General features: G+C 67.2%; 19 protein-coding genes, 1 tRNA gene and 1 pseudogene. 6 read left to right on the top strand and 15 right to left on the bottom strand.

Translation table 11 applies throughout. The features are described 5' to 3' along the window. Positions 1-88: 88 nt before the first annotated feature. Entirely contained in the window at positions 89-244 is a 156-nt protein-coding gene (locus CYL12_RS17085) for a hypothetical protein (RefSeq protein WP_158297080.1), read from the bottom strand. Here CYL12_RS17085 and CYL12_RS02675 point away from each other — a divergent pair. Next, positions 243-473 carry a hypothetical protein gene (locus tag CYL12_RS02675; RefSeq protein ID WP_158297079.1) on the top strand — a complete coding sequence of 77 codons (231 nt, stop codon included), beginning with the start codon at positions 243-245 and terminating at the stop codon, positions 471-473. The genes CYL12_RS17085 and CYL12_RS02675 overlap by 2 nt on opposite strands. Positions 474-661: 188 nt before the next feature. On the opposite strand, the gene CYL12_RS17080 is transcribed toward CYL12_RS02675, so the two are convergent. From CYL12_RS17080 to CYL12_RS17390, 5 genes and pseudogenes are all read right to left on the bottom strand, one after another. Continuing rightward, positions 662-1,105 (bottom strand): hypothetical protein, encoded by a 444-nt coding sequence (locus tag CYL12_RS17080; RefSeq protein ID WP_199399177.1) that lies wholly within the window; start codon positions 1,103-1,105, stop codon positions 662-664. Next, positions 1,059-3,140: a site-specific integrase gene (locus tag CYL12_RS17075; protein WP_158297077.1), complete on the bottom strand. Its 2,082-nt coding sequence runs from the start codon at positions 3,138-3,140 to the stop codon at positions 1,059-1,061. Before CYL12_RS17075 ends, CYL12_RS17080 begins: the two co-directional genes overlap by 47 nt. Further along, a complete protein-coding gene (locus CYL12_RS17070) occupies positions 3,137-4,471 on the bottom strand; it encodes a hypothetical protein (RefSeq protein WP_199399176.1) in 1,335 nt (444 codons plus the stop codon). The genes CYL12_RS17075 and CYL12_RS17070 overlap by 4 nt, the downstream gene beginning before the upstream one ends. A 376-nt stretch (positions 4,472-4,847) precedes the next feature. Beyond that, a complete protein-coding gene (locus CYL12_RS02665) occupies positions 4,848-6,323 on the bottom strand; it encodes a tyrosine-type recombinase/integrase (RefSeq protein ID WP_158297073.1) in 1,476 nt (491 codons plus the stop codon). A gap of 68 nt (positions 6,324-6,391) precedes the next feature. Next, positions 6,392-7,370, bottom strand: a pseudogene (locus CYL12_RS17390) (ComEC/Rec2 family competence protein). Positions 7,371-8,323: 953 nt separating this feature from the next. Here CYL12_RS17390 and CYL12_RS02655 point away from each other — a divergent pair. Continuing rightward, positions 8,324-9,073 carry a DUF2510 domain-containing protein gene (locus CYL12_RS02655; protein WP_101845290.1) on the top strand — a complete coding sequence of 250 codons (750 nt, stop codon included), beginning with the start codon at positions 8,324-8,326 and terminating at the stop codon, positions 9,071-9,073. Positions 9,074-9,080: 7 nt separating this feature from the next. Here CYL12_RS02655 and CYL12_RS02650 read toward each other — a convergent pair whose 3' ends face one another. From CYL12_RS02650 to CYL12_RS02635, 4 genes are all read right to left on the bottom strand, one after another. Continuing rightward, positions 9,081-9,899 carry a hypothetical protein gene (locus CYL12_RS02650; RefSeq protein ID WP_101845288.1) on the bottom strand — a complete coding sequence of 273 codons (819 nt, stop codon included), beginning with the start codon at positions 9,897-9,899 and terminating at the stop codon, positions 9,081-9,083. Between the two features lie 29 nt (positions 9,900-9,928). Further along, the gene (locus tag CYL12_RS02645) at positions 9,929-10,525 is read right to left on the bottom strand and encodes a ComEA family DNA-binding protein (RefSeq protein WP_101848641.1); all 597 of its coding nucleotides are present in this window, start codon (positions 10,523-10,525) and stop codon (positions 9,929-9,931) included. A 152-nt stretch (positions 10,526-10,677) separates the two neighbouring features. Continuing rightward, the gene (leuS, locus tag CYL12_RS02640) at positions 10,678-13,242 is read right to left on the bottom strand and encodes a leucine--tRNA ligase (protein ID WP_101845286.1); all 2,565 of its coding nucleotides are present in this window, start codon (positions 13,240-13,242) and stop codon (positions 10,678-10,680) included. Between the two features lie 46 nt (positions 13,243-13,288). After that, positions 13,289-14,611, bottom strand: coding sequence for an anthranilate synthase component I family protein (locus CYL12_RS02635; RefSeq protein WP_101845284.1), 1,323 nt, complete (start codon positions 14,609-14,611; stop codon positions 13,289-13,291). A gap of 41 nt (positions 14,612-14,652) precedes the next feature. Between CYL12_RS02635 and CYL12_RS02630 the strand changes: the two genes are divergently transcribed. The 3 genes from CYL12_RS02630 to CYL12_RS02620 are packed head-to-tail and all read left to right on the top strand — an operon-like array spanning position 14,653 to position 17,219. Beyond that, a complete protein-coding gene (locus CYL12_RS02630; protein ID WP_025104953.1) occupies positions 14,653-15,324 on the top strand; it encodes a DedA family protein in 672 nt (223 codons plus the stop codon). Between the two features lie 4 nt (positions 15,325-15,328). Continuing rightward, the gene (locus CYL12_RS02625; protein ID WP_101845281.1) at positions 15,329-16,354 is read left to right on the top strand and encodes an App1 family protein; all 1,026 of its coding nucleotides are present in this window, start codon (positions 15,329-15,331) and stop codon (positions 16,352-16,354) included. A gap of 1 nt (position 16,355) precedes the next feature. Next, the gene (locus CYL12_RS02620; RefSeq protein ID WP_101845279.1) at positions 16,356-17,219 is read left to right on the top strand and encodes a 3-methyladenine DNA glycosylase; all 864 of its coding nucleotides are present in this window, start codon (positions 16,356-16,358) and stop codon (positions 17,217-17,219) included. Positions 17,220-17,222: 3 nt separating this feature from the next. On the opposite strand, the gene CYL12_RS02615 is transcribed toward CYL12_RS02620, so the two are convergent. The 5 genes from CYL12_RS02615 to CYL12_RS02595 all read right to left on the bottom strand — a co-directional run bounded on the left by CYL12_RS02615 (position 17,223) and on the right by CYL12_RS02595 (position 21,553). Further along, positions 17,223-18,275 (bottom strand): glycoside hydrolase family 3 N-terminal domain-containing protein, encoded by a 1,053-nt coding sequence (locus tag CYL12_RS02615; protein WP_233486819.1) that lies wholly within the window; start codon positions 18,273-18,275, stop codon positions 17,223-17,225. A 167-nt stretch (positions 18,276-18,442) separates the two neighbouring features. After that, complete coding sequence (locus CYL12_RS02610) at positions 18,443-19,099, bottom strand: SDR family oxidoreductase (protein WP_101845277.1); 657 nt, start codon at positions 19,097-19,099, stop codon at positions 18,443-18,445. A 28-nt stretch (positions 19,100-19,127) separates the two neighbouring features. Continuing rightward, the gene (locus tag CYL12_RS02605) at positions 19,128-19,655 is read right to left on the bottom strand and encodes a hypothetical protein (RefSeq protein WP_101845275.1); all 528 of its coding nucleotides are present in this window, start codon (positions 19,653-19,655) and stop codon (positions 19,128-19,130) included. Next, a complete protein-coding gene (locus CYL12_RS02600; RefSeq protein WP_101845273.1) occupies positions 19,652-20,443 on the bottom strand; it encodes a hypothetical protein in 792 nt (263 codons plus the stop codon). Before CYL12_RS02600 ends, CYL12_RS02605 begins: the two co-directional genes overlap by 4 nt. A 42-nt stretch (positions 20,444-20,485) precedes the next feature. Then, complete coding sequence (locus tag CYL12_RS02595) at positions 20,486-21,553, bottom strand: flavin-containing monooxygenase (RefSeq protein WP_101845271.1); 1,068 nt, start codon at positions 21,551-21,553, stop codon at positions 20,486-20,488. A 135-nt stretch (positions 21,554-21,688) separates the two neighbouring features. Here CYL12_RS02595 and CYL12_RS02590 point away from each other — a divergent pair. Beyond that, positions 21,689-21,761, top strand: a tRNA-Ala gene (locus tag CYL12_RS02590). Positions 21,762-21,775 lie beyond the last annotated feature (14 nt).

Here is a 21,775-nt window from a genome sequence, read left to right as displayed (position 1 = left end):
AGAGCTCGGCGGTGAATGGGTGGAAGCGTCACGCTCGCTCCGCCAACCGCAAAGAGTACTTCGGCTGAGGTTCGGTGCCCGTCTCGCGTCAACCGCAGATGCAGTTCGCTCCCTGGCCGCAGCCGCCGTCGGCTGCCTCATTCGAGTGGCCGTGCGCCTGACTGGACTCCGGGATATCAATGGCCGGGTTCGCATCAAGAAAGCCGTACGGCTTGAGCCAGAAGCCGGCATAGTCGACGGGCATGATGGGCCAGTCCTCCTACATCGCCCAGCAGGTCTTCCCTCAGCTGACCGTCCTCGACTCGACCGGCACTGCCGTGACCACGCTTGACGCCCTCCCGAAGCACGACGGGGTGGACCAGCGCTCGTTCCACTGGCTGTCGAACTTCCCGTTGAGCGTCACGCCGCCTGCGTGGTTCCCGAAACGCGGAATGCCGCAGGTGTCTTTCAGCCGAAGCGTGCCCATGCCGTAGCACTTCAGGCCGGAGTGCAACGTTCGCCCGCCGTAGGATGTGGCCATCAACTTTCATACAAGGCAAGTAATCGAATGCCCGATGGTTCTCGAATCTGTGTGCGCTACACGAACGGCTCAGGTTCTCGGTGTGTCGTCAGCCGACACGTGTTCTGGGCCCCGTCCTAGGTTGACGCACGGACTCTCGACTTACCGCCCGCCGCCTTTTCGGAAAATCGAAGTCACGCCTCCACCTAGGACCTCTTTGAGCGCCTCCTCAGCTCCAGCCTTCTCGATAGCCAACACATTATTCATCCTTCGCAACGCTTCGTTCTCGGACCGAAGTTGCCTTACTGTAGTTCGCAGCTCTTCGAGCGACTCATCGTGCGCCTTGACGCGGTCTCGTAGTGCGACTTCACTTTGCGGCACCTTGCCCTGCGCCCGAACCTTGGCGTAGAACTCATCCTTCAGATCTGTATGGCGGTGCGTCAGCAAATGGCGCTTGACTCCAGCTTCCTGGGCGAGGCTCACGATTGTTAGTGCGCCAGTGGAGCGGAGAACATTCCCTGTCAGCAGACGGTCCATCGCGTCGCGAATCATCCGACGCTCATCCGGCGGAGTCATCGTATTCTCCAATCGCGCGACGCTGTTCATCGTGCATTTGTGCTACTTGATCTAGTTCGCTCGCGCGAATCCGAAGTCGTTCTGCCGCTGGCGCTGGTAGCACTTCCGCATCACCGCGGAGACGTGTTGCGGACAAGCGCAGTCGTGTTGCATGCCGATCCATACGAGCAATATTTGTACAATTCGGATGACACAGATCTATGCGCGGAGCAAATGCTTCCTCAGTGTCACTCAAGCATCGTGCGGTGTCACGGTCGAAAGCACACACGAATAGAGCGTCGTCACTGTCAAAAATCGTCAGGTCCGGATTACTCAACAACAGACTTGCTTGGCGCTGACTGGTCACCAGGCCTGGAAATCCAGCGTTTCGTTCGCGCAATGCCGTTGCAAGCCTGAAGGCTGCTGGACCGGAAATCTCTTCACCAGCATCAGCCGCCTCTGACATCTCGCTGAGGCGTAGTGCTATGGACCGCGCGGTTTCGAAGTCTATCAAATCGTGTATACCGTTGCGCACGCGACTGGCGTAGCCTTCGGAGATAGCGGTACGCAGGTGTCCATACTGCACGGCAAGGGCGACGAGCCCGCCGGGTTGATTTGCAATGTGCCACGCTAGCGTGCGGCGGAGGCGAAGCGGATTGACGGGACCAAGGGGATCGTCTGGAATTCGCCGGTTGCCACTCGCGTTGACGTACTTGATGAAGAATTGAATGCCTCTGGATATTGTGTTGGGGCTCGTCGAGCGCCCCGCATTCTTGACATGATGCTTCGATGGGAACAGCAGCCCACTCAGTGGACTTAGTCGCTCGAGTATGCGTATCGCCTGCACCACGGGAGTGATTGCGACCCAGGGCGCAGCTCGTGTGCGCCCTCGGCTGTCATGGTTACCATCATCGTCGCGGACTGGTTTGAAGGCTCTCGACCTAATCAGCATCCATCCACCTCGCTGGGAAGGATGCAAGACACCAGATTCAAGCGCGAGCACCTCGCCCGGCCGCATGCCCGTGAGGTACGCAATCGTGATGAAGCAAGCAGTTTCGAGAAGGCGACGATAGGTCACGACCCTGGACAAGGGTACTTTCAGCGGGGCGAGTTTGCCATCGCCGAGGTCGACGTGGACGACCTCGCCAGCCGCTCTAGCCAGTTCACGCGCAGACTTGGTTAACGCCCAATTTTGCACGACGCCTACAGACAGTCCCGACTGCAGGGCCAGATACGGAGCATCGATGATGCGCCGTCCCCGATGCTCCTTTAGAGGAATCGGCGAACCCGACTCCCGCAGTTCCGCGACATACTGGGCGAGCCTCTTGTTAGCGCCGTACTCGCCACGCTCGGGGAGTAAACTAGCATGCTTTTTGATGTCCTCCTGCAATACGACTGCATCGACGATTGGACCCGCCATGTTCACGAACGCCAGTGCGGCGTCCAGAAGCGCGGAGATTGTCGGAGTCGAGATGGGGTCCGTAATGTTCTCACCTGCTTCGCCTCGAGACTCCGGCAGAAGATCATCGCTTGAGCCGGTCAACCAAGGCGGCGCTTCTCGCAATTCGAGAGCAGGGATTTGAAGACCGATAATCCAGAGCCGGTTGATAGCCATGAAGTGATTCCCCATGGTTCCCCTGTCGAGGCGCCGCGTTTCTCGAAGGTATGTTGCGTAGGACGTCAAGGCAACTTCATCGAGGTCCCTGACGTGTTCGATTCCGTTGGCGCGCATCCACTTCGCCAGCGTCCGCCAATCAACGGCCGAGTGATAGATGCGCCCCGCACTGAGTCTGCTGACAACACGTGTTCCGAGCTGCGCAAGAATCTCCGCTGGCATCGGAAGATTGAATAGCGCCCAAGTTGCGAGCCGAAAATGTTCCCGATATTCTGCGGGAAATCCGTTCCATTTGATTCGTAGATCGTGCGATGACGGATTGTCACTGAAGAACCGAATCGGCCACACTGCAGCCCCGAACTCAGGGATTTTGTCACGCTTGGACGGCGCCTTGTCTTTGTCATAGATGGGATCTGTTCGCGACGGCAACACACTCGGCGGGTCGGAATTCATGAGTTCGAAGTTGATCATGCGCCCAAACTCCCCTCAAGCAGGTGCCCCACGGTGCGTCGGTCAACATCGGTGACGGACCGCAGCGCTTGAGCCCATTGAGCATCAGTGTAATGATCGTGCCGCAAAGACTCAAGTCTCCGGAAATGTACCGCCCATTGGCGATCCCACGCCTCTTCTCTCATCGCGCCATGCACATTCGCGAGCGCTTCATGAAGGAGAGCTAGCCGACCGAGGTGTTTTGGCATGACTACCGCATTCACACATGAAAGACAAAGGAGAAATGAGGCAGTGCACGGCGCACCCCACGGCGAAAACGGGCTCTGAAGGATGTCGGTGCACTCAGCCGTGGGTGTTTCATCGCCGCTTTCATGGTCGAAATCAGAGATTGTGGCAAGTACTTCCGAAGCGTGAGTGACGGCGCGCTCAAGGCCTCGCGCGATTGTGTCCTCTGACCTGCGAATGACTTCGGGGTCTCGGACAACATATTGGCTATCGTGCGTATCCTGGGTATTCTGATTCGGCTGACGGAGATGGCGGGTGTTCACCGTTTTCCGGATCCGTCGCAAGTTGAAGGAAACGCCGGTGCTGTGCACAAAAATGCGTTTCTGTTCGTTCGTCACGCCTACCGAGAAGACTGCGTGCACGTCGGGCGTAACCGGTGTTTTCCTAGAGATCAGCAGTCGCGAAGTATCGGCGCCATGTGCTGCCAGCAGCTCCCGCGCCGGTCGGGTCATCTCCAGGATGTGAGTGAGCAGGCGCGCCGTAGAACCAGCGCCGGTATCACGGAGCGTGCGCACCTCGAAGCGATTTCGCTGGTGCCGCCGCCGCTTCTCGAGTTCGACCCTCATGAGGCTGTGGTCGCCGGCCAGCGGGGTGCCGTCGACTCTCGTCGGGACTTCGAGTTCGTCGATTGACGTGGCGTTCCAGCCTTCCTTACACGCGATGAGAATGAGTGCCGCTGTGATCTCGGAAGCGTCAAGGTAGAGTCGCATCCAGGTGTTGATGCGCTTGTTCCCTCCCAACACAGCCGCGTATTCTGCTGCAACAGGGCGGTCGCGGTGTTGCCAGTTGCGCGGGGCATCCCCGGTCGCCGCGATGGTCTCGAGTGCCTCTCCGAGTAGATAGTCGTTGCTGTCCTCGCGAAACTCACCCCGCCTGTGACGGCGTAGGTGTTCTGCGTTCTCCATGATGCGCTTTCGGGCTCGCCTGAAGACGCGCCGTGCCGCGGTGCGCACGCGACGGAACTCCTCATCGCTGTAAGCGGTCTCCTTCGGAGCGGCCGCGGGGATACGAAGCGAAACCTCTGCACTCGTCGAGGGATGCAACAGACCGGAATCTCGAAGAAACATGCGCACCAGTCTCAGAGCGGACAGGCTCGCCGAGCTCTCGCTCTTGGCTACCAGGCGGAACTCCTGCCAGGTACTCCGAGTCAGCTCCCCCACTCTCGATGGTGCATGACCGTTAGCGGCCAGCCATCGTGCAAAGTATCCGAGGGCCCAGAATCCGTCGGAACTCGTATCGAGGGTGCGCCACGATCCGCTCGGTGAGGTGCGCGCCGCGAAGAGTTCCGCAACCTCCTGCCGAAAATCGGCCGAGAATGGAAGAACCCCGAAGTCATATTTCGCACTCGCGTCTCCCTTCTCAGTTACATGCGTCACTACAAGTCCTTCGAGATTCTCGGGTCGAACATGACTCCCGATACCAGGCAAGGCCGCCGGCCGTCCCCTACTCATCAGTTGCCAAGTCGAGGACGCTTCCTCCCGCGGCCGCAAGCGCGCGCAAGAAGTCGGCTCCTGCGGTTACGCCGTTCTCGAGGAGGGTGCGAACTTGCACGTCCCGCACGGGTGCGAGGTAGATCTCGCGTGTCGTCTCCTCAGAGGAGTGCCCCAAAAGGTCTTTGACGATTCGCCACGGATCTCGATAAAGGATCGCGAAATCCCGCCGTTGCTCGGGCGTGAGGCCAAACCTCTCGTCGTAAGCATGCTGAAGCGCGACAAGCATCACGAGAGCGAACGAATGCCGCAACATGTGCGGTGTGCAGAACGGCGCCTCGTCACCAAGCGCTCGCTGGCATCGAAGAGTCCCGGATGAGAACACGTCTTCCCAAGAGTGAGGCTGGAAAGGGGTTCCGCGCTCGGACAGCCATAGCCACATAGGCTCCAAGCCACGCTCCGTTGTCGAGAAAAGTCTCATCCTCTCTTCGACGTCGATTCGGTCCACCGGCAATGTGCGCACAACGCGACTCGATTCATCCCACCACTGCAAGCTTGTGCCCCTCGCGGTCCGCAATATCCGCTGGACGTGAAGCTTGCCTGGCAAGTCATCGAAGCGGCCCTTCGCCTGGGCTGACCGCACCGCGGCATCCCTGCTCGTGGCCACGTAAGAACGAATAGAGGAGAGTGTGCGCTCTGTTACGGCGAAAGGCCTGCCGCTACCATTCTTCGCAGCCGCCTTAGCAACTCTGCCCCAGCGCATGCGATTGACACCGTCACTCGTCGGTAACTCCATCGAGAGCAGGGACGACGCTTCCGTCAGTCGAAGCCCGGAATCGAACAGCAGATCGAAAAAGGCAGCATTCCGGTCAGCGTTACGTCCTCGGTATGCGGGGTTCACGCTTCCATCGGGAGAAAGGCCTCTAAGGCCGACATCTCGCCATCGTTCGGCGAGACGAGGGGTTAACCACTTCATGTCGACGACGCGACGACTCGTTGGGCTGAGCTCAACAACCTCGATCTTCTCCCCATCCCGGCCTCGGGAGGCGACCGTACGGATCGGTGAAGTCTCGAGGACCTGCTCTTGAACTGCCCATTTATACAAACGGTTGAGGGCTGCCAACTCACGCGCCCATTTCGACCCGCCTATCGTCCGCGGGTTGCTAGGACCGCGGTTCCTCCAGTCTTCGTAGTCTTCAACATCACCAACCGTGGCTTCGGTCCACCGTCGCTCATTTCGCTGCCACAGGAAATTGAAGAAGACCACATAGTCGCCCGTGTAGGCGAGTTTGGTCGACTTCGCGAGTCGTGCGAAGCGCGGACTGTTGAAGTACGCAGTCAAAGTCGGGTCGGCCATCCCCGTCGGGTCTGTCATGAATGGGGAGCCGAACCGGATGCCCGCGGCGCGCTCGCGGCGCATCAGCTCTGTAGCACTCCATAGTTCGGCGCTGTGAGAAGATCCCCCCGCGTTCAGCTCGACCCAGCGCACGCGCCATCCTGCCACGATGTCCTTTCCCAACACTCACGACTCAGTCTGCAACACTTGGCGTACAACAGCTAGGTTTCACTACAGAACTGGTCGCACGCAGCGATGACCCACCCCTGCGGCGTCAGCAGCGCCGCGAGCGGCCCGTCGAGCACCGCCCGGGAAACGCCGACGGCCGCCACAACGATGAGGAGCGCCGCCGCTGCGCGTCGGACCACGGGGAGCAGCGCGCCCGCGGTCCGCGACCGGAGCAGACGGCCCGACCGTGTCGTGCCCCTCGTCACTGCGGGCTCGCGAGACCGGGACCGTCCGCGACAGCAGATGACGGCGATGGCGCTGCTCACCACGGCGACCAGCAGCGCGCTGCCGAGGCCAGCCGGCAGCAGTACCTGCCCACCGGGAAGCCCGGCGGTGACCCGAGCCACCATCGCGATCCAGGCTGACGGCAGCCATGCCGAGGCCGACAGGACGTCGGCCACGGCGGGAAGCGGCGCGGCCAGACACGCGAGGAGCCCGATCACCGTCGCGACCGGAGCGGCCGGCTCGGCGAGGAGGTTCGCGACCACGGCGACGAGCGACACCTGCTCCGCGAACAGCGCGATCACGGGGGCGCAGGCGAGCTGCGCCGCCAGCGGCACCGCGATCGCGAGGGCCAGCGGACGAGGCACCCCTCGCGCGATCCCGTTCGCCAGGGCAGGGGCGAGCAGGATGAGCGCGCCGGCGGCCACCGCAGACAGAGCGAACCCCGGCGTGGATGCGAGCCAGGGGTCGGCCACGAGGAGAGCGGTGACGCTGAGCGCAAGGATTCCAGCCCCCGCGCTCGGACGCCCGAGCAGGATCGACAGCATGCCCGCTGCGGCCATCGCGGCAGCCCGGACCACGCTCGGCTCCGGCGTCACGAGCACCACGAAGGCCGCCAGCGCGCCGGCGGCGAGCAGGACCCGCAGCGCCCGCATCCCCCCCGCAGAGCGCGACGATTCCGAACACCGCGGCGAGGACGATTGCGCAGTTCGCCCCTGACACGGCCGTGAGGTGGCTGAGGCCGCTCATCCGCATATCGGCGTCGAGGTCTACCGGAACGGCGGTGGTGTCCCCCACAGCGAGCCCGGGAAGGAGTCCCGCACCGGGTTCCGGGAGTCGCGTCGCGCGCTCGACGAACGACCGGCGGAGGTCGGCAGCGAGTCCGAAGACGCCCGACGCGGGCCGTTCCACGTCTGCCGCAGTGACGAAGACGACGAGCACCGCCCGCTCCCCCGGGTCCGTTGCTGCGCTCTCGCCGGTCACTCGCACCTCCGCACCGAGGACGAACCCCTCACCGCGCTCGATCCCGATGCGCACCGGACCGGCAGCCGGCTCCACGGCGCCCGGCGAACCGATGCCGCTCAGCTGCACCTCCATCCACAGGCGCCCATCCCGCCCCACGGTCGCCGAGGACGACACCTCACCGACCGCTTCGACGACTCTGCCACCCCATCCGCGCACGGTCTCGCGGCTCGTCGACTGCGCGGACACGGTGAGCGCCACGGCTGCCGCCGCCGCGAGGACCACGATGACCAGTCCGCTGACCGCCACGGCTGCGTGACGCCCGCTCGCGATCATGACGCCGATCACGAGCGCGGATGCCAGGCAGCCACCCGCCAGCCACGCCGCCGCTCCCGGCGCGAACACGCAGACCAGGGCCGCACCCCATGCACCGACCGCCACCGGCAGCAGGCGCAGATCGCGCGTCACCCGGGTCCCCATTCCGACCCCGGGGAGGAACGCTGCGGCTCATCCATCCGATCACGCTAAAGTCGCCCATTCGCCCGCTCCGACCGCCCTGACCCTCGCGAGCAGGAGCCGAGGAGAACCTGTCTCGCGGTCGGAATGTGGAGGAGCGCTTTTCCGGCGGTGGGCTGACGGCTGGCATCAGACACGACCGGGCAGAGGACGGCATCGGCGGAAGCCATTGAGTAGCGTGAGTACTGGCGTGGCAAGGGCCGCAGCGACGAGGAGGAGTGCGCATGAATGTGCCGGCTGGGTGGTACGACGATGGTTCCGGGCGTCAGCGCTGGTGGGACGGAGCACGGTGGACCGACGCCTACGCCCCCGCTGCGGGCGCGACGAGCTCCTCTCAGCCCCGACTCGAGGCGCCGACGTACTCCTCTGCCACCCCGGCGCAAGATACCCCTGACGCCGGCTCCCGGGCGACACCGATCCTCGGGTTCATCGGACTGGGTCTGGCCGTCATCGGCACCGTTCTCGCCTGCTTTCCGGTGCTTTTCGTGGTCGGTGCGGTCGTCCTGCTCGCCGGGTTCGTCGTGTCGCTCATCGGGTTGTTCACGAAGAACGCAGCGAAGTGGCCGTCGATCGTCGGCATGGTCGTGTCCGTCGTCGGCGCCGTGATCGGAGTCACCGTGCTCGTCGTGTCCCTCGTGCTGACCTCGTCGGCACTGAACGACTCGTCGCCCGCCGAAAACGCTCCCCCGGCCACCGCCGCGCCGTCGGACACGCCGGGCAGTACAAGTGAGAGCCGTCCGACACCCGAGGAGATCGGTGCGTCCGCGGAGGAGATCAACCGTTCGAACGGCCTCACCACCTATGACGACATGCCGGACTTCTATCCCTGCGTCGGGCAGTACGTCTACGACTCCGAGCTGTCCGACGAGAGCGTCCAGCTCCTGGTCGACGGACGCGATCCGCTCGAGTCCGAGCGGGAGCTGGCGACCCAGGTGATCACGGATGCCACGCTGACCTGCGACCCGCAGGGATAGCCGGCTCTCACTCGGCCCGTGCGGATCGAGTCTCGCGGCGTGAGAGCAGCCAAGGGATCAAGAAGAGCAGCACGACGCTGAGTATCAGCAGACGGACGATCCACAGGGCGAATTCCGACTCCACACCGTAGCTTCCGGGGATGCCGAGGAGCGCGAGGAGGATCTGCGGCCACGCGAAGCGTCCAGGGCCCGCATCGCTGAGATCCAGCGCACCTGCGCCGACGAGGATGACCCCCGAGAGCGTCAGGAGAACGAGCGGCATGATCAGCCCCGCCGCGGCGTGCTTCTCACCGCGGAACACGCGGATCAGGGTGCCCACGAGATGGAACAGCGGCCAGACGACGAAGAACCACGCCAGGGCACCGAAGCCGTATCCCAGCACGACCAAGACGACGTTCATGGCGAGGACCCCGAGGACCTCGCCCGTGGACGCCGCCCCGAAGTACCCTGGGTTGGCGAGGATCGAGGGCAGAGAGACCGCGAGCAGCCCCGCGGGCAGGACGGCGAACAGCCACCAGAGGAAGTCGAAGCGGGTGCGACGGTTCGCGAAGGAGTTGCGCGCGACCATCTGAATCGTCAGGGCGGTGACAGTCAGGGGGATGCCGACGAGGGCGACGAACTGCGGGGCTCCGTCGTTCGACGACGGCTCGAGCGCCCAGAGCAGCAGCGCGCCCACGGCCACGCCGACGATGACGAGGCCGATGACGAAGCGGAGGATGCTGACCCACGGCTTGACGATCGAGGGCGGCTCTCCCGCACCGCCATTGCGCGGACCGCGGGATGCTGGGGCTGGTGCCGAGTCGGACTCGGGCGGCGGACTGCTCACCTCGCGACGCTATCAAACGCCGTCAGCCCTCACACCCTGACGCCGTCACGCAACCCCTCCAGGACCCTCTCCCCGATCCCGGGAACGGCCAGAAGGTCGTCCACCGCCTGAAATCGACCGTTCTCTTCACGCCACGCGATGATGCGCTGAGCGAGCGCCGGCCCGATGCCCGGAAGCTCTTCCAGCGCCGCCTGATCAGCGCTGTTTAGGTCCACTGTCCCGTCATCGGGAGGCGGGATCACGGGGTCAGCTACCGTACCCGCCACCGGCACGACGATCTGCTCGCCGTCCTCCACCGGACGGGCGAGGTTCACTCCCGCAAGATCGGCCGCGTCCGTCGCCCCGCCGGCAGCCGCGAGAGCATCGACGACTCGAGCCTCTGCGTGCAGGACGTACAGACCCGGCCGGGCCACCGCCCCGAGCACGTGCACATAGGTCTCGGCCGCAGCGGGGGCCACCGACGCCGAGCTCTGCACCAGGGGAACGGAATCGACGGACGCGGGCTGCTCCCGCAGCAGGCCGAGCCCGACGGCTACGGCCAGCACGACGATCGCCAGCACCACCGCGGCGCCGAGCCCGAGACGGAACCCGCGATGAGACGGGGGTGGTGGCGGGGACGGGGTCATCTGGCCACGGTAACCGTCCACCGCACCCCTCCCGGGCTTGAAAGCCCGGGCGTCGTGGACAACCCCTCGTGCACCACCGACCGTGCAGAAGGGCGCACGCAGCGGGTCGGTCAGGTCGTCACGTCGGAGAGGGACCTCGACGCCCGGGTGCCTCAGCCCTTGACGACGATGCTGACGATTTTCGGGGCCCGCACGACGACCTTGACGATCTCGCGGTCGCCGATCGAGCGGATGACCCGCTCGTCGGCCCGCGCCAGCGCCTCGAGCTCGGCCTCGCCGATGCGTGCCGGCACCTCGAGCTGCGCGCGCACCTTGCCGCCGATCTGGACGACCGCGGTCACGGTGTCCTCCACGAGAAGCGCAGGGTCGGCGGAGCGCCACGACACGAGTCCGACCGACGGCTCGTGCCCCAGGATCTCCCACATCTCCTCCGCGGTGTGCGGGGCGATGAGGTCGAGCATGACGGCGATGGTCTCCGCGGCCTCGCGCACGGCGGGGTCGGCGGCACCGGAAGCGCCGTCGATCGTCTTGCGGGTCACGTTGACCAGCTCCATCAGACGGGCGACGAGCACATTGAACTTCGTCTGCTCGACCAGCGCGGGCGCTTCGGCGAGCAGCTTGTGGGTCGCACGCCGCAGCGCCGCGTCGCCGCCGTCGAAGACCACGTCGACCGGGCTGGCGACCTCGTGGGCGATACGCAGGGCGCGCGAAAGGAACTTCTGCGCACCGGTCATCGAGACGTCGGCCCAGTCCTTGTCGTCCTCCACCGGACCGGCGAAGGCCAGCCCGACGCGGAGAGCGTCGGCGCCGTGGGCGTCGAGCTCCTCCTGGAACAGCACCAGGTTGCCCTTGCTCTTCGACATCTTCTGCCCGTCGAGCAGCACCATGCCCTGGTTGATCAGGTTGGAGAACGGCTCGGTGAAGTCGATCAGTCCCATGTCGAACAGGACCTTCGTGATGAAGCGGGCGTAGAGCAGGTGCAGGATCGCGTGCTCGACGCCGCCGATGTACGAATCGACCGGCGCCCAGCGCGCCGCCTGGGCCGGGTCGAACGCCATCGTGTCGCTGTTCGGCGACAGGAAGCGGAGGAAGTACCAGGAGCTGTCGACGAAGGTGTCCATCGTGTCCGGATCGCGCAGCACCGGGTCGCCGGTCTCCGGGTCGGTCGTGCGCACCCAGCTCTCCGCACCGCCCAGCGGCGACGTGCCCTTCGGCTTGAGGTCCAGGCCCTCCACACTCGGCAGCTTCACCGGCAGCCGGTCCTCCGGCACGGGGATGATCCGGCCGTCCTCAGCGTGCAGCATCGGGATCGGCGTTCCCCAGAACCGCTGACGCGAGATCAGCCAGTCGCGGAGGCGGTAGTTCTTCGCCGCGCGGCCGGTGCCTGAGGCCTCCAGCTGCTCGATGGCGCGGGCGATCGCGTTGCGCTTCGACAGTCCGTTCAGCGCTCCGGAGTTGATCATGCGCCCCTCGCCGGTGAGCGCGACGCCGGTCTTCGCCGGGTTCTGCTCGTCGAGGGCGGCATCGGCATCAACGGGGACGCCGTCCTCGTCCACCTCGATGACCGGCATGGCTCCGGTGACCGGGGCGGTCGTGTCGACGACGACCTTCACCGGCAGGTCGAACGCCCGCGCGAAGTCCAGGTCACGCTGGTCGTGCGCGGGAACGGCCATGACGGCGCCGTGCCCGTAGTCGGCCAGCACGTAGTCGGCGGCCCAGATCGGCAGCTTCTCGCCGTTGACCGGGTTGATCGCGTACCGGCCCAGGAACACCCCCGTCTTCGGGCGGTCGGTGGACTGCCGGTCGATGTCCGTGGTCTTCTGCACCTCCGCCAGGTATGTCTGGAAGCGCTCACGCACCTCGGGCTCGGCATCCGCGGCGATCTCAGCGGCCAGGTCGCCGTCCGGGGCGACGACGAAGAAGGTCGCACCGTGCAGGGTGTCCGGGCGGGTCGAGAACACCGTCACCGGCTCCTCACGCCCCTCGATACGGAAGTCGACGTCGGCGCCGACGGAGCGGCCGATCCAGTTGCGCTGCATCTGCAGCACCTTGTGCGGCCAGAACCCCTCGAGCTGGTTCAGGTCGTCCAGCAGGCGGTCCGCATAATCGGTGATGCGGAAGTACCACTGGGTGAGCTTCTTCTTGACGACCTCGTAGCCGCAGCGCTCGCAGCGGCCGTCGATGACCTGCTCGTTCGCCAGCACGGTCTGGTCATTGGGGCACCAGTTGACCGGGCTCTTCTTCCGGTACGCCAGGCCCCGCTCGTACATCTTCAGGAAGAGCCACTGGTTCCAGCGGTAGTACTCGGGGTCGGACGTGTGCAGCACCCGGCTCCAGTCGAACGAGACGCCGTACTGCTGGAAGCCCACCTTCTGCTGCGCGATGTTCTGGTACGTCCACTCGCGCGGGTCCGCACCCTGGCGGATCGCGGCGTTCTCCGCGGGCAGTCCGAAGGAGTCCCAGCCGATCGGGTTCAGGACGTTGTGACCGCGGTGACGCCAGAAGCGGGCGACGATGTCGGAGTACAGGTAGTTCTCCGCGTGCCCCATGTGCAGGTCGCCGGAGGGGTACGGGAACATGGCCAGCACGTAGCGCCGCGGTCGCGTGTCCTCGTCTCCGCCCGTGAGGAACGTCTCGTGCTCCGCCCAGTACTTCTGCCACTTGGCCTGGATGGCGTGCGGCGAGGAGAACTCCTCGTCGACGGGAGCGGTGGACATGTTCTCGGACAACGAACGCACGACCAATCTGAAGGAAAAAACGGGATCAGTTCAGGATATCGGAACGCCAGGTCGCGGGCATTTCCGCGCCCAGTGCCGCGAGGGGCGCCCGGGCCTTCGTCGCCACCTCGCGGACCTCGGCCGCGGGCACCGATCCCCAGGTGATCCCGCCGCCGGCGCCGACGAATGCCGCCCCCGCGTCGACGACGATGCTGCGGATGACCATCGCGAGGTCGAGCGCCCCGTCCACGCCGATATAGCCGAAGCAGCCGGCATAGATGTCGCGCGGGCCTCCTTCGAGATCGTGCAGCTGCGTCATCGCCGAGAGCTTCGGAGCTCCGGTCATGCTCCCGGCGGGGAACGCCGCCTCCAGCAGCGCTCCGACCGTGGTCCCCTCCGCGGCCCTGCCACTGACGGTGCTGACGAGCTGATGCACCGCCGGGTAGCTCTCCACCACCCAGAGCCCTTCGACCCTGATCGAACCAGGGACGCAGACCCGCGACAGGTCATTGCGCATGAGATCGACGATCATGACGTTCTCGGCCCGCTCCTTCGGGTCCGCGGCGAGCTCTGCGGCGAGCGCCGCATCGGTCGTCGCGTCGGCTCCGCGCGGACGGGTGCCTTTGATGGGCCGGGTCCGGATGATGCCCCCGCTCGCATGAAGGAACTGCTCGGGGCTGGCACTGAGGAGTGCTCGCCCGTCGATCCGCAGGAATCCGCCGTGGTGCGCCGGCGTCGCCGCCCGGAGCCGTCCGTACACGGCGACGGCGTCGTGCGCTCCGGGCACGGTGAACCGCGTCGTGAGGCAGAGCTGGTAAGCGATCCCCGCACGGATGAGGTCACGGCAGCGATCGATGAGCTCCTCGTACGCGTCGGGCGTGTGCCGGGCCTCGGCGGTGTGCTTCTCCTCCGCCGCCCGTTGCGTCGCCCCGTCGGGGATGGACGCGTTCAGGAGACTCTGCAGCCAGCGCTCCCCCTCGTCCGTCTCCTCCTCCGGGGCCAGCAGCCACAGCTGACGCGCGGCATGATCGACGGCCAAGGCCCTGGTCACACGCAGCCACGTCCGGGCGTCCGGCTCGAGCTCCGCGGCGATCGGAGCCCCCGCGCGGGCCGTACCACTCTCGTAGTCGCGCCAGCCGACCCATCCCCCGCGGAACGGCGGTAGCCCCTCGTCGACGGAGCCGACGTCGAGGCGCACCTTCTCGGGAAGCGCCTCCGCGTCGCCGATGCCGAGGAAGCTCCACCCCTCGGTCGCGTCGGAGCCCGCGTCGAGCCAGAACACGTCGGCGTGCTGCTGGCTGAGCGCCGCGAACAGTCGCTCCGGCGCCACCCAGGACGGCAGCGGTCGGGGGCTCAGGCGGTCGGGCACCTTTCCAGCCTAGGACCGGGCCGCTCCCGTATCCTCATGAGGTGGACGACCTCCTGCTCTGGCTCCTCGACACCGTGCAGTCGATCGATCCGGTCACGCGCACGCTGGTCGCAGGTCTCGCCGTCATGCTGGAGACGAGCATCCTCATCGGCCTCATCGTCCCGGGCGACACCATCGTCATCATCGCTTCGATGGGCGTCGCCACTCCCCTGGAGGGCATCGCGATGGGAGTGGCCGTGGTCGTCGGGGCCCTCATCGGCGAGAGCATCGGGTTCTGGCTCGGCCGCTGGCTGGGTCCCTACATCCGCGCCTCCTGGCTCGGGCGGCGGATCGGCGAGCACAACTGGGTGCGCGCGGAGAACTACCTCGCCCGGCGCGGCGGCATCGCCATCTTCCTCTCCCGCTTCCTCCCGGTCCTCCACTCGCTCGTCCCCCTCACGGTCGGTATGAGCGAGTACCCGTATCGGCGCTTCCTGGCCTGGACGACCCCGGCATGCATCATCTGGGCCTCGGCCTACGTGAGCGTCACCTCGCTCGCCGCCGGCAGCTTCCGCGAACTCGTCGACCGCGTGCACTTCGCCGGCTACCTGTTCGTCGGGGTCATCGCCCTGTTCCTCGTGCTCGCCTATCTGGGCAAGCGGCTGCTGCACCGCCTGGAAGCTCGTCATCTGGAGGCCCCGGCGGCGGAGTCCGACGCCGACGTGAAAGACTGAGGCAATGGCCCCCGCACCCCCGGCGCCCAGGATCCACTGGTTCGCCCGTCTCGAGCACCGCCTGCACGTGTGGCGCGAGGGACGAGCGCGCCGCCGCGGGCGGAACGCCACCGTCCTGCCCTTCCCCGGCTACGGCGGTCCCGGCTGGGTCCGCGTCCTCGGTCGTGTGCTCATCGTCCCCCCGCAGCGGAGCAACCGCGACGGCGAACCCGCGAGCATCCGCGGCTGGCGCAGCTTCGTCGGGATCCCCGTGGGCTTCGCCTCTGTCGACGTCCATGTCGGCGACAGCACGCACCGGGTCGTCGCCGACCGTGGGGGCGTCATCGACACCGTCATCCGCGCGGACCTCGAGCCCGGCTGGCAGACGTTCACGATCACGGTCGAGGGGCAGGAGCCCATCGAGGCCCGCGCCTTCATCGTGGCGGAGAGCACCCGTTTCGGCGTCGTCTCCGACGTCGACGACACGGTCATGGTCACGGCGCTCCCCCGGCCCTTCATCGCCTTCTGGAACTCCTTCGTCGTCGACGAGCACGCACGCATCCCGGTGCCGGGAATGGCGGTGCTGCTCGACCAGCTCCTCCGACAGCACCCCGGCGCCCCCATGGTCTACCTCTCCACCGGAGCCTGGAACGTCGCCCCCACCCTGTCCCGGTTCCTCGGACGGCATCTGTTCCCCGCCGGCTCCCTCCTCCTGACCGACTGGGGCCCCACGCACGACCGCTGGTTCCGCAGCGGCCGCGAGCACAAGCTCACGAACCTGCGACGGCTGGCCACCGAGTTCCCGGATGTGAAGTGGCTCCTCATCGGCGACGACGGCCAGCATGACGAGTCCATCTACACGCAGTTCCAGGAGGAGCACCCCGAGGCTGTCGCCGGCGTCGCCATCCGGCGACTGCTGCCGGCAGAGGCGGTGCTCGCCGGTGGCCGCGCAGAGATGGAATCTCACGAGGCGGACGAGGTGCCGTGGGTGAGCGCAGAGGACGGCGCGGGGCTGCGGGATCAGCTCGGCGACGTCGGCATCCTGCACTGACATGGTCCTCACGCGTGACGAGTGGCTCCGGCGCGAAAGCGCGCATCAGGAGCGCGCCGATGCGCTGACGGCAGCGCACCGGGACCGCATCGCCCGTGGCGAGAAGCACCCCGTGTGGGACTTCCTCTTCACGTACTACTCATACAAGCCCGCGCACCTCCGCCGCTGGCACCCCGGGGCAAGGGTGGAACTGCAGGATGCGCCCGAGCGGACCACGTGGCGCTGGTACGCGCCCGGCAGCACGCCCGGCGGCGTGGTGCCCGATGCCGCACGTTTCGCAGCGGAGAAGCCGGAGCTCGCCCGCCTCGTGTCCCTCATGCTGCGCCGCACCGGCTCGCGACCCGGACAGTTCGGCTGCTTCGGCCTGCATGAGTGGGCGATGGTCTATCGCGCGGACGAACACCGGCATGCCGTTCCCCTGCGGCTCGGGCAGGCGGGCACGGACGCGGTGGTCGAGGCGCACGACCTCCGATGCACGCACTTCGACGCCTTTCGGTTCTTCACCCCGGACGCGGTGCCCCGCAACCGGGCGGCGCTGACGAGGATCGATCAGCCCCAGGTCGAGCAGCCCGGTTGCCTGCATGCCGGAATGGACCTCTACAAGTGGGCGATGAAGCTCGGACCGCTGATCCCCGGCGAGCTGTTGCTCGATGCCTTCGAGCTCGCGCGGGACATCCGGCTGCTGGATATGCAGGCGGCGCCGTACGATCTGTCGGCCTGGGACGTCCAGCCGGTCCGCATCGAGACGCCGGGGGGCAAAGCGGAGTACGTCCGGCGTCAGCGGGGCTTCGCTGAGCGGGGCACCGCTCTGCGCCGCGCCCTCCTCACCGCCTGGCTCGGCCCCGCGGGGTTCGCCGCGGCCTGAGGGTCATCCCGCGGCGGCGCAGTCCGCGCAGATGGACCACGACGACGACGCGGCCGCGAGCTGCAGGCGCAGGGCGAGCACGCGCGTCGCGGCATCCGCCACGCGGTCGGCGGGGAGCGTGCCATCATCGACAGCCGCAGCGATCCCGGCGGCCATCTCGCCCGCGGTCTGCGCATCCGAGCCCGCGATCATGAGCACGAGATCGTTGCCGGCGGCCACCGCCGCGACCCCGTTCGCGACCGGGTCGGCGTACGCCGGGTCCCCGGAGGACAACAGCATGCCGAGATCGTCGGTCACGGCCACGCCGTCGAAACCGAGCTCGTCCCGAGCGATGCGATGCCACTCGGCCGACAGCGAGGCCGGACGCGCGTCCACCGCGGTGTAGGCCAGATGCCCGTACATGAGCAGCGAAGCTCCGGCCTCGATGCCCGCAGCGAAAGGCACGCCGTCCGCGCGCTCCCACGCCGCCTTCGACACATTCGTGGTCGGGATCGCGTGATGCGAGTCGCCCGGAGCCGCGCCGTGGCCGGGGAAGTGTTTGAGCGTCGAGGCGACGAACCGCTCCTGCGCCTCCGTCGCGGCGGCGGTGCGGTCGGCGACACCCTGCGGATCGGTTCCGAGGGCCCGACCGAAGATGAAGGAGCCGGGGTCGGCGGGGACGTCGGCGACCGTCCCGAAATCGACCGTGATCCCCGCACGCGCGACGAGCGCCCCGCGCGCCGCGAACGCCGCCGCGGTCTCGTCGACCGGGCGGTTCTTCAGGGTCGAGGACGCCGGGTACGTGTCCCAGGGCAGCCGCGAGACGATGCCACCTTCCTGATCTACCGCGATCAGCGGCGGAAGCGCCGGGTCGACCGTCAGGGCATCCGTCAGCGTTCGGAGTTCCACCTCCGTGGACGGGATATTCCCGCCCATGAGGATGAAGCCGCCGAGGCCCGACGCCATGTAGGCACGCAGCGCCGCGGGGTCTGTCCCGCCGATGTGACCCATGACGATGGAGGACGCCTGCTCGGCGGTGCTCATCTCGGCGACGAGCGCCGCGGCGTGCTCTTGCACACCATCTGTTTCGGCCGCCTGCACCGTCACCACGTCTGCAGGCGAAGGCGACGGCGCGGCCGCCGACGGGGAGACAGCGCCCGCGCCGAGGAGGGCGGTCACGACGAACGCGGCAGCGCCCCCGCGTCGCAGCGACGGTCCCCGGTACCTTCTGCGATCCATCGCCCTCAGCGCGCGAGCGCCTCGGGGATCGGCACCGAGGTCTCCTCGTCACCGTTGCCGAAGCGGATCGTGCGCCCGATCGTGCCCGGGTCTTCGAGGGCAGCGACGATGACGGCCGCCACGTCGGCGCGGGAGACCTCACCGCGTCCCTCGGGGTCGATGCGGATACGGCCGGTCGGGTCGTCGAAGGTGAGCGCGCCGGGGCCGAGGATCGTCCCGTCGAGATCGGAGGCGCGGAGGTGCTCGTCGGCCGCCCACTTCGCGTCCGCGTACGGGAAGAAGGAGTCGTCTTCCGGAACGCCGTGGTCGGCCGTGGAGCCGATCCAGGACACCATGACGTACCGCCGCACGCCCGCGCGCTCGGCCGCGTCCATGGAACGCTCGGCCGCGTCGCGGTCGACCGCGTAGGTGCGCTCGGGGCTCCCCCCACCGGCGCCCGCGGACCACACGACGGCGTCGTGTCCGCGGATGATCTCGGCGAGGGCGTCCACGTCCATGGTCTCGATGTCGGCGACGAGAGCGATGGCTCCGCCCTCCTCGACCTCGGAGACATGGTCCGGATTCCGGATCACCCCCGTGACCTCGTGGCCGCGGGCGACGAGAAGAGGGGCGAGCAGCAGGGCGATGCGGCCGTGGCCGCCGAAGACGAGGATGCGCGACATGCCTTCACCCTACGCGCCCTCACGGACGTCAGCCTGGAGTCTGCGAACTGTCGATGACGAACGCCTGCGGGTGCGAGGGAAGGTAGCGCACGACGACGGGTGCCTCGCTGGGGATCCACACGTCGCGGTCCGGGTACACCGCGGGCGTGAAGAAATCGCTCTCCAGGGTGTACTCGGTGCCGTCCGCGGCCGTGAACGTCACCCAATCCCCGTCGACGGTGCCCGTGGTCGGACGGCCGTTCTCGAAGATGTAGGCGCGGGTGACGGGCACCCCGGTCAGGCTGAGGATACCGATCACGAGAGAGCCGAGCATCACGAAAGCCAGGACACGGAAGATCACCCGGACCACGGTGCCGCCGACGTTGCCGCGGGATCGGCTCTCTGCGGGGAGCAGCCCCTCGCGTTCGCGGACGGCGCGCAGCGAGCCGCCTCCGCCCGTGCCTCGCGCGGACATCGCGAACAGCCCGAGGATCGAGAACGCCGCGATGAAGACCATCGTGTAGCCGTGCGCGGCAGGGAAGTTGACCAGCCACATCAGCGTGTCCAGGGGGTTCATCGGCCCGCCTCCTTCTCGATGGTGACGGCGACGGTGTGCGGGTCCTCCCGCCGATAGAAGGCCCAGACGGGAGCCCCCACCTGCAGCCGCGAGACGGCCTGCGGGTAGACGAACACGGTGGTGTCAGCCTCCCATGGCTCCGCGCCCTCCGGGGCCACCAGCACCTTCAGCGCGAGCTCGCTCTGCCCCTCGCGACGCCGCCCGGTCGGACGGACCTCGACGACAGAGGCGGGAACCTGGGTCCCCGTCGTGCGCGCGCGGACCTGGGACGGATCGATGAGGCCGCGATCGATGCGCCACTGCAGCATCGCCTCTCGGACGCTCGGGTCACTGAGATCGGCGAGTTCGACGGTGTCCGGATCCTCGACGCTGTAGCGGACGGGGACGGGCTGTCCGACCTGCAGCGCTCCGACGTCGCCGGCATCGAGCAGCATGCGCAGCTGCCCGATGAAGTCGTCGCCGACGCTCGGGCTGACACGGATGAAGAGGTCGTACTGGGGCACATCGTTCACCGTCACGCCGGTGCGCGACATCTCGACGATGGTTCCGACGCCGATCTGCGCCGGACCGCGGACCTTCTTGCGCCGCGCCAGGCCCGACATCGACCCGCCGAAGGTGAGGAGCAGGCCCCAGGCGACGCCGATCACGATCGGACCGCCGGGACCGTCGTCGCTCGCGAACGGAAGGATCGACTCGCGCTGGTTCACCCCGAACAAGCCCTCGCCCACCCACACCACGAGCCAGGCGGACAGCAGCAGCCAGACGACGGTCAGGATGATGCGCAGCATGCCTCCCAGCGTATTCATCGGCGACCCCCACGGACGAACCGGTCAGGAGGAGACTGCCGCTCCTGCTTCCGCCAGAGCGTGAACGACGCCGGCGGCCGCGGCCCTTCCTGCCCTGTTCGCGCCGATCGTGCTCGCGGAAGGCCCATAGCCGACGAGCTGCACGCGCGGATCCGCCACCGCCGTCGTGCCGCGACCTCCGCGGTCGAGCTGGATCCCGCCGGCGGCGCTGCGCAGATGAAGCGGAGCGAGGTGGCCGATCGCGGGTCGGAACCCCGTCGCCCACAGGATCACGTCCACGCGTTCGAACGATCCGTCGGCCCACCGCACACCATCGGGCTCGATCCGCTGGAAGAGCGGGCGACGGTCGGCATACGCCCCGAGACGCTCCGCTTCCCGTTCCTGGGGGCGCAGCATGAGACCCGTCACACTGACCACGCTCTCCGGGGGCAGGCCGGCCGCCACACGCTTCTCGACGAGCGCGACGGCAGCAGCGCCGGCTTCCGGCGTGAAGTCGTCGTCGCGCCAGACGGGAGGGCGACGGGTGACCCACAGCGTCTCCGTGAGGGGGGCGAGGGCACCGAGGAACTGCACGGCGGACGCACCGCCGCCGACGACCAGGACCCGCTTGCCCAGGAAGTGCTCCGGCCCCGGGTAGTCCACGGTGTGGAACTGCTCCCCGAGGAACGTCTCCATCCCCGGGTAGTGAGGGATGAAGGGTTGCGTCCAGGTCCCGGTCGCGTTGACCAGGGTGCGGGTGCGCCACTCCCCCTCGTCGGCCTGCACGACGAGAACCCCGTCGTCATCGTGGACTCGACGGACGTGCACCGGCCGCAGCACCGGCAGATCGTGGGCCTTCTCGTACGCGGCGAAGTACTCCGGCACCGCGATATTGGCCCGGCGCTCGTCCCGTGGCGGCGCGGCGTCTCCCGGGAGCTCGGCGACCCCGTGCACGTCGCGCATCGTGAGGGCGTCCCACCGGTGCTGCCATGCTCCCCCGGCCCGAGCATCGGCATCCAGAACGACGTGCTCGATCCCGCGGCGGCGCAGGTGGAACGACGCGGACAGCCCGGCCTGGCCGGCGCCGATCACGATGCTGTCGAGAGTGCTCACGATGGATCGAACGCCGTCGCTCCTCCGGATGTTCCTCGCGCACCGACGCGCCCGGGCCGCCCGTCCCGATTGGTGCGGATGCGGATTCGTGTAGTAGTGTTTTCACGTTGCCCGGAGCACTCCGGAGCAGCGTCTGGGCCTGTGGCGCAGCTGGTAGCGCACCTGCATGGCATGCAGGGGGTCAGGGGTTCGAGTCCCCTCAGGTCCACGAAAAACCCTCGG

Source organism: Zhihengliuella sp. ISTPL4, from assembly GCF_002848265.1.
In the GTDB taxonomy this organism is placed as follows: domain Bacteria; phylum Actinomycetota; class Actinomycetes; order Actinomycetales; family Microbacteriaceae; genus Microbacterium.
This window is presented reverse-complemented; position numbering and strand designations above follow the sequence as displayed.

Coding starts and splice junctions, on each gene's coding strand:
- CYL12_RS02675 (WP_158297079.1), top strand. CDS start 243: ATGATGGGCCAGTCCTCCTACATCGCCCAGCAGGTCTTCCCTCAGCTG.
- CYL12_RS17085 (WP_158297080.1), bottom strand. CDS start 244: ATGCCCGTCGACTATGCCGGCTTCTGGCTCAAGCCGTACGGCTTTCTT.
- CYL12_RS17080 (WP_199399177.1), bottom strand. CDS start 1,105: ATGAACAGCGTCGCGCGATTGGAGAATACGATGACTCCGCCGGATGAG.
- CYL12_RS17075 (WP_158297077.1), bottom strand. CDS start 3,140: ATGATCAACTTCGAACTCATGAATTCCGACCCGCCGAGTGTGTTGCCG.
- CYL12_RS17070 (WP_199399176.1), bottom strand. CDS start 4,471: ATGTTTCTTCGAGATTCCGGTCTGTTGCATCCCTCGACGAGTGCAGAG.
- CYL12_RS02655 (WP_101845290.1), top strand. CDS start 8,324: ATGAATGTGCCGGCTGGGTGGTACGACGATGGTTCCGGGCGTCAGCGC.
- CYL12_RS02645 (WP_101848641.1), bottom strand. CDS start 10,525: ATGACCCCGTCCCCGCCACCACCCCCGTCTCATCGCGGGTTCCGTCTC.
- leuS (WP_101845286.1), bottom strand. CDS start 13,242: ATGTCCACCGCTCCCGTCGACGAGGAGTTCTCCTCGCCGCACGCCATC.
- CYL12_RS02625 (WP_101845281.1), top strand. CDS start 15,329: ATGGCCCCCGCACCCCCGGCGCCCAGGATCCACTGGTTCGCCCGTCTC.
- CYL12_RS02620 (WP_101845279.1), top strand. CDS start 16,356: ATGGTCCTCACGCGTGACGAGTGGCTCCGGCGCGAAAGCGCGCATCAG.
- CYL12_RS02610 (WP_101845277.1), bottom strand. CDS start 19,099: ATGTCGCGCATCCTCGTCTTCGGCGGCCACGGCCGCATCGCCCTGCTG.
- CYL12_RS02605 (WP_101845275.1), bottom strand. CDS start 19,655: ATGAACCCCCTGGACACGCTGATGTGGCTGGTCAACTTCCCTGCCGCG.
- CYL12_RS02600 (WP_101845273.1), bottom strand. CDS start 20,443: ATGCTGCGCATCATCCTGACCGTCGTCTGGCTGCTGCTGTCCGCCTGG.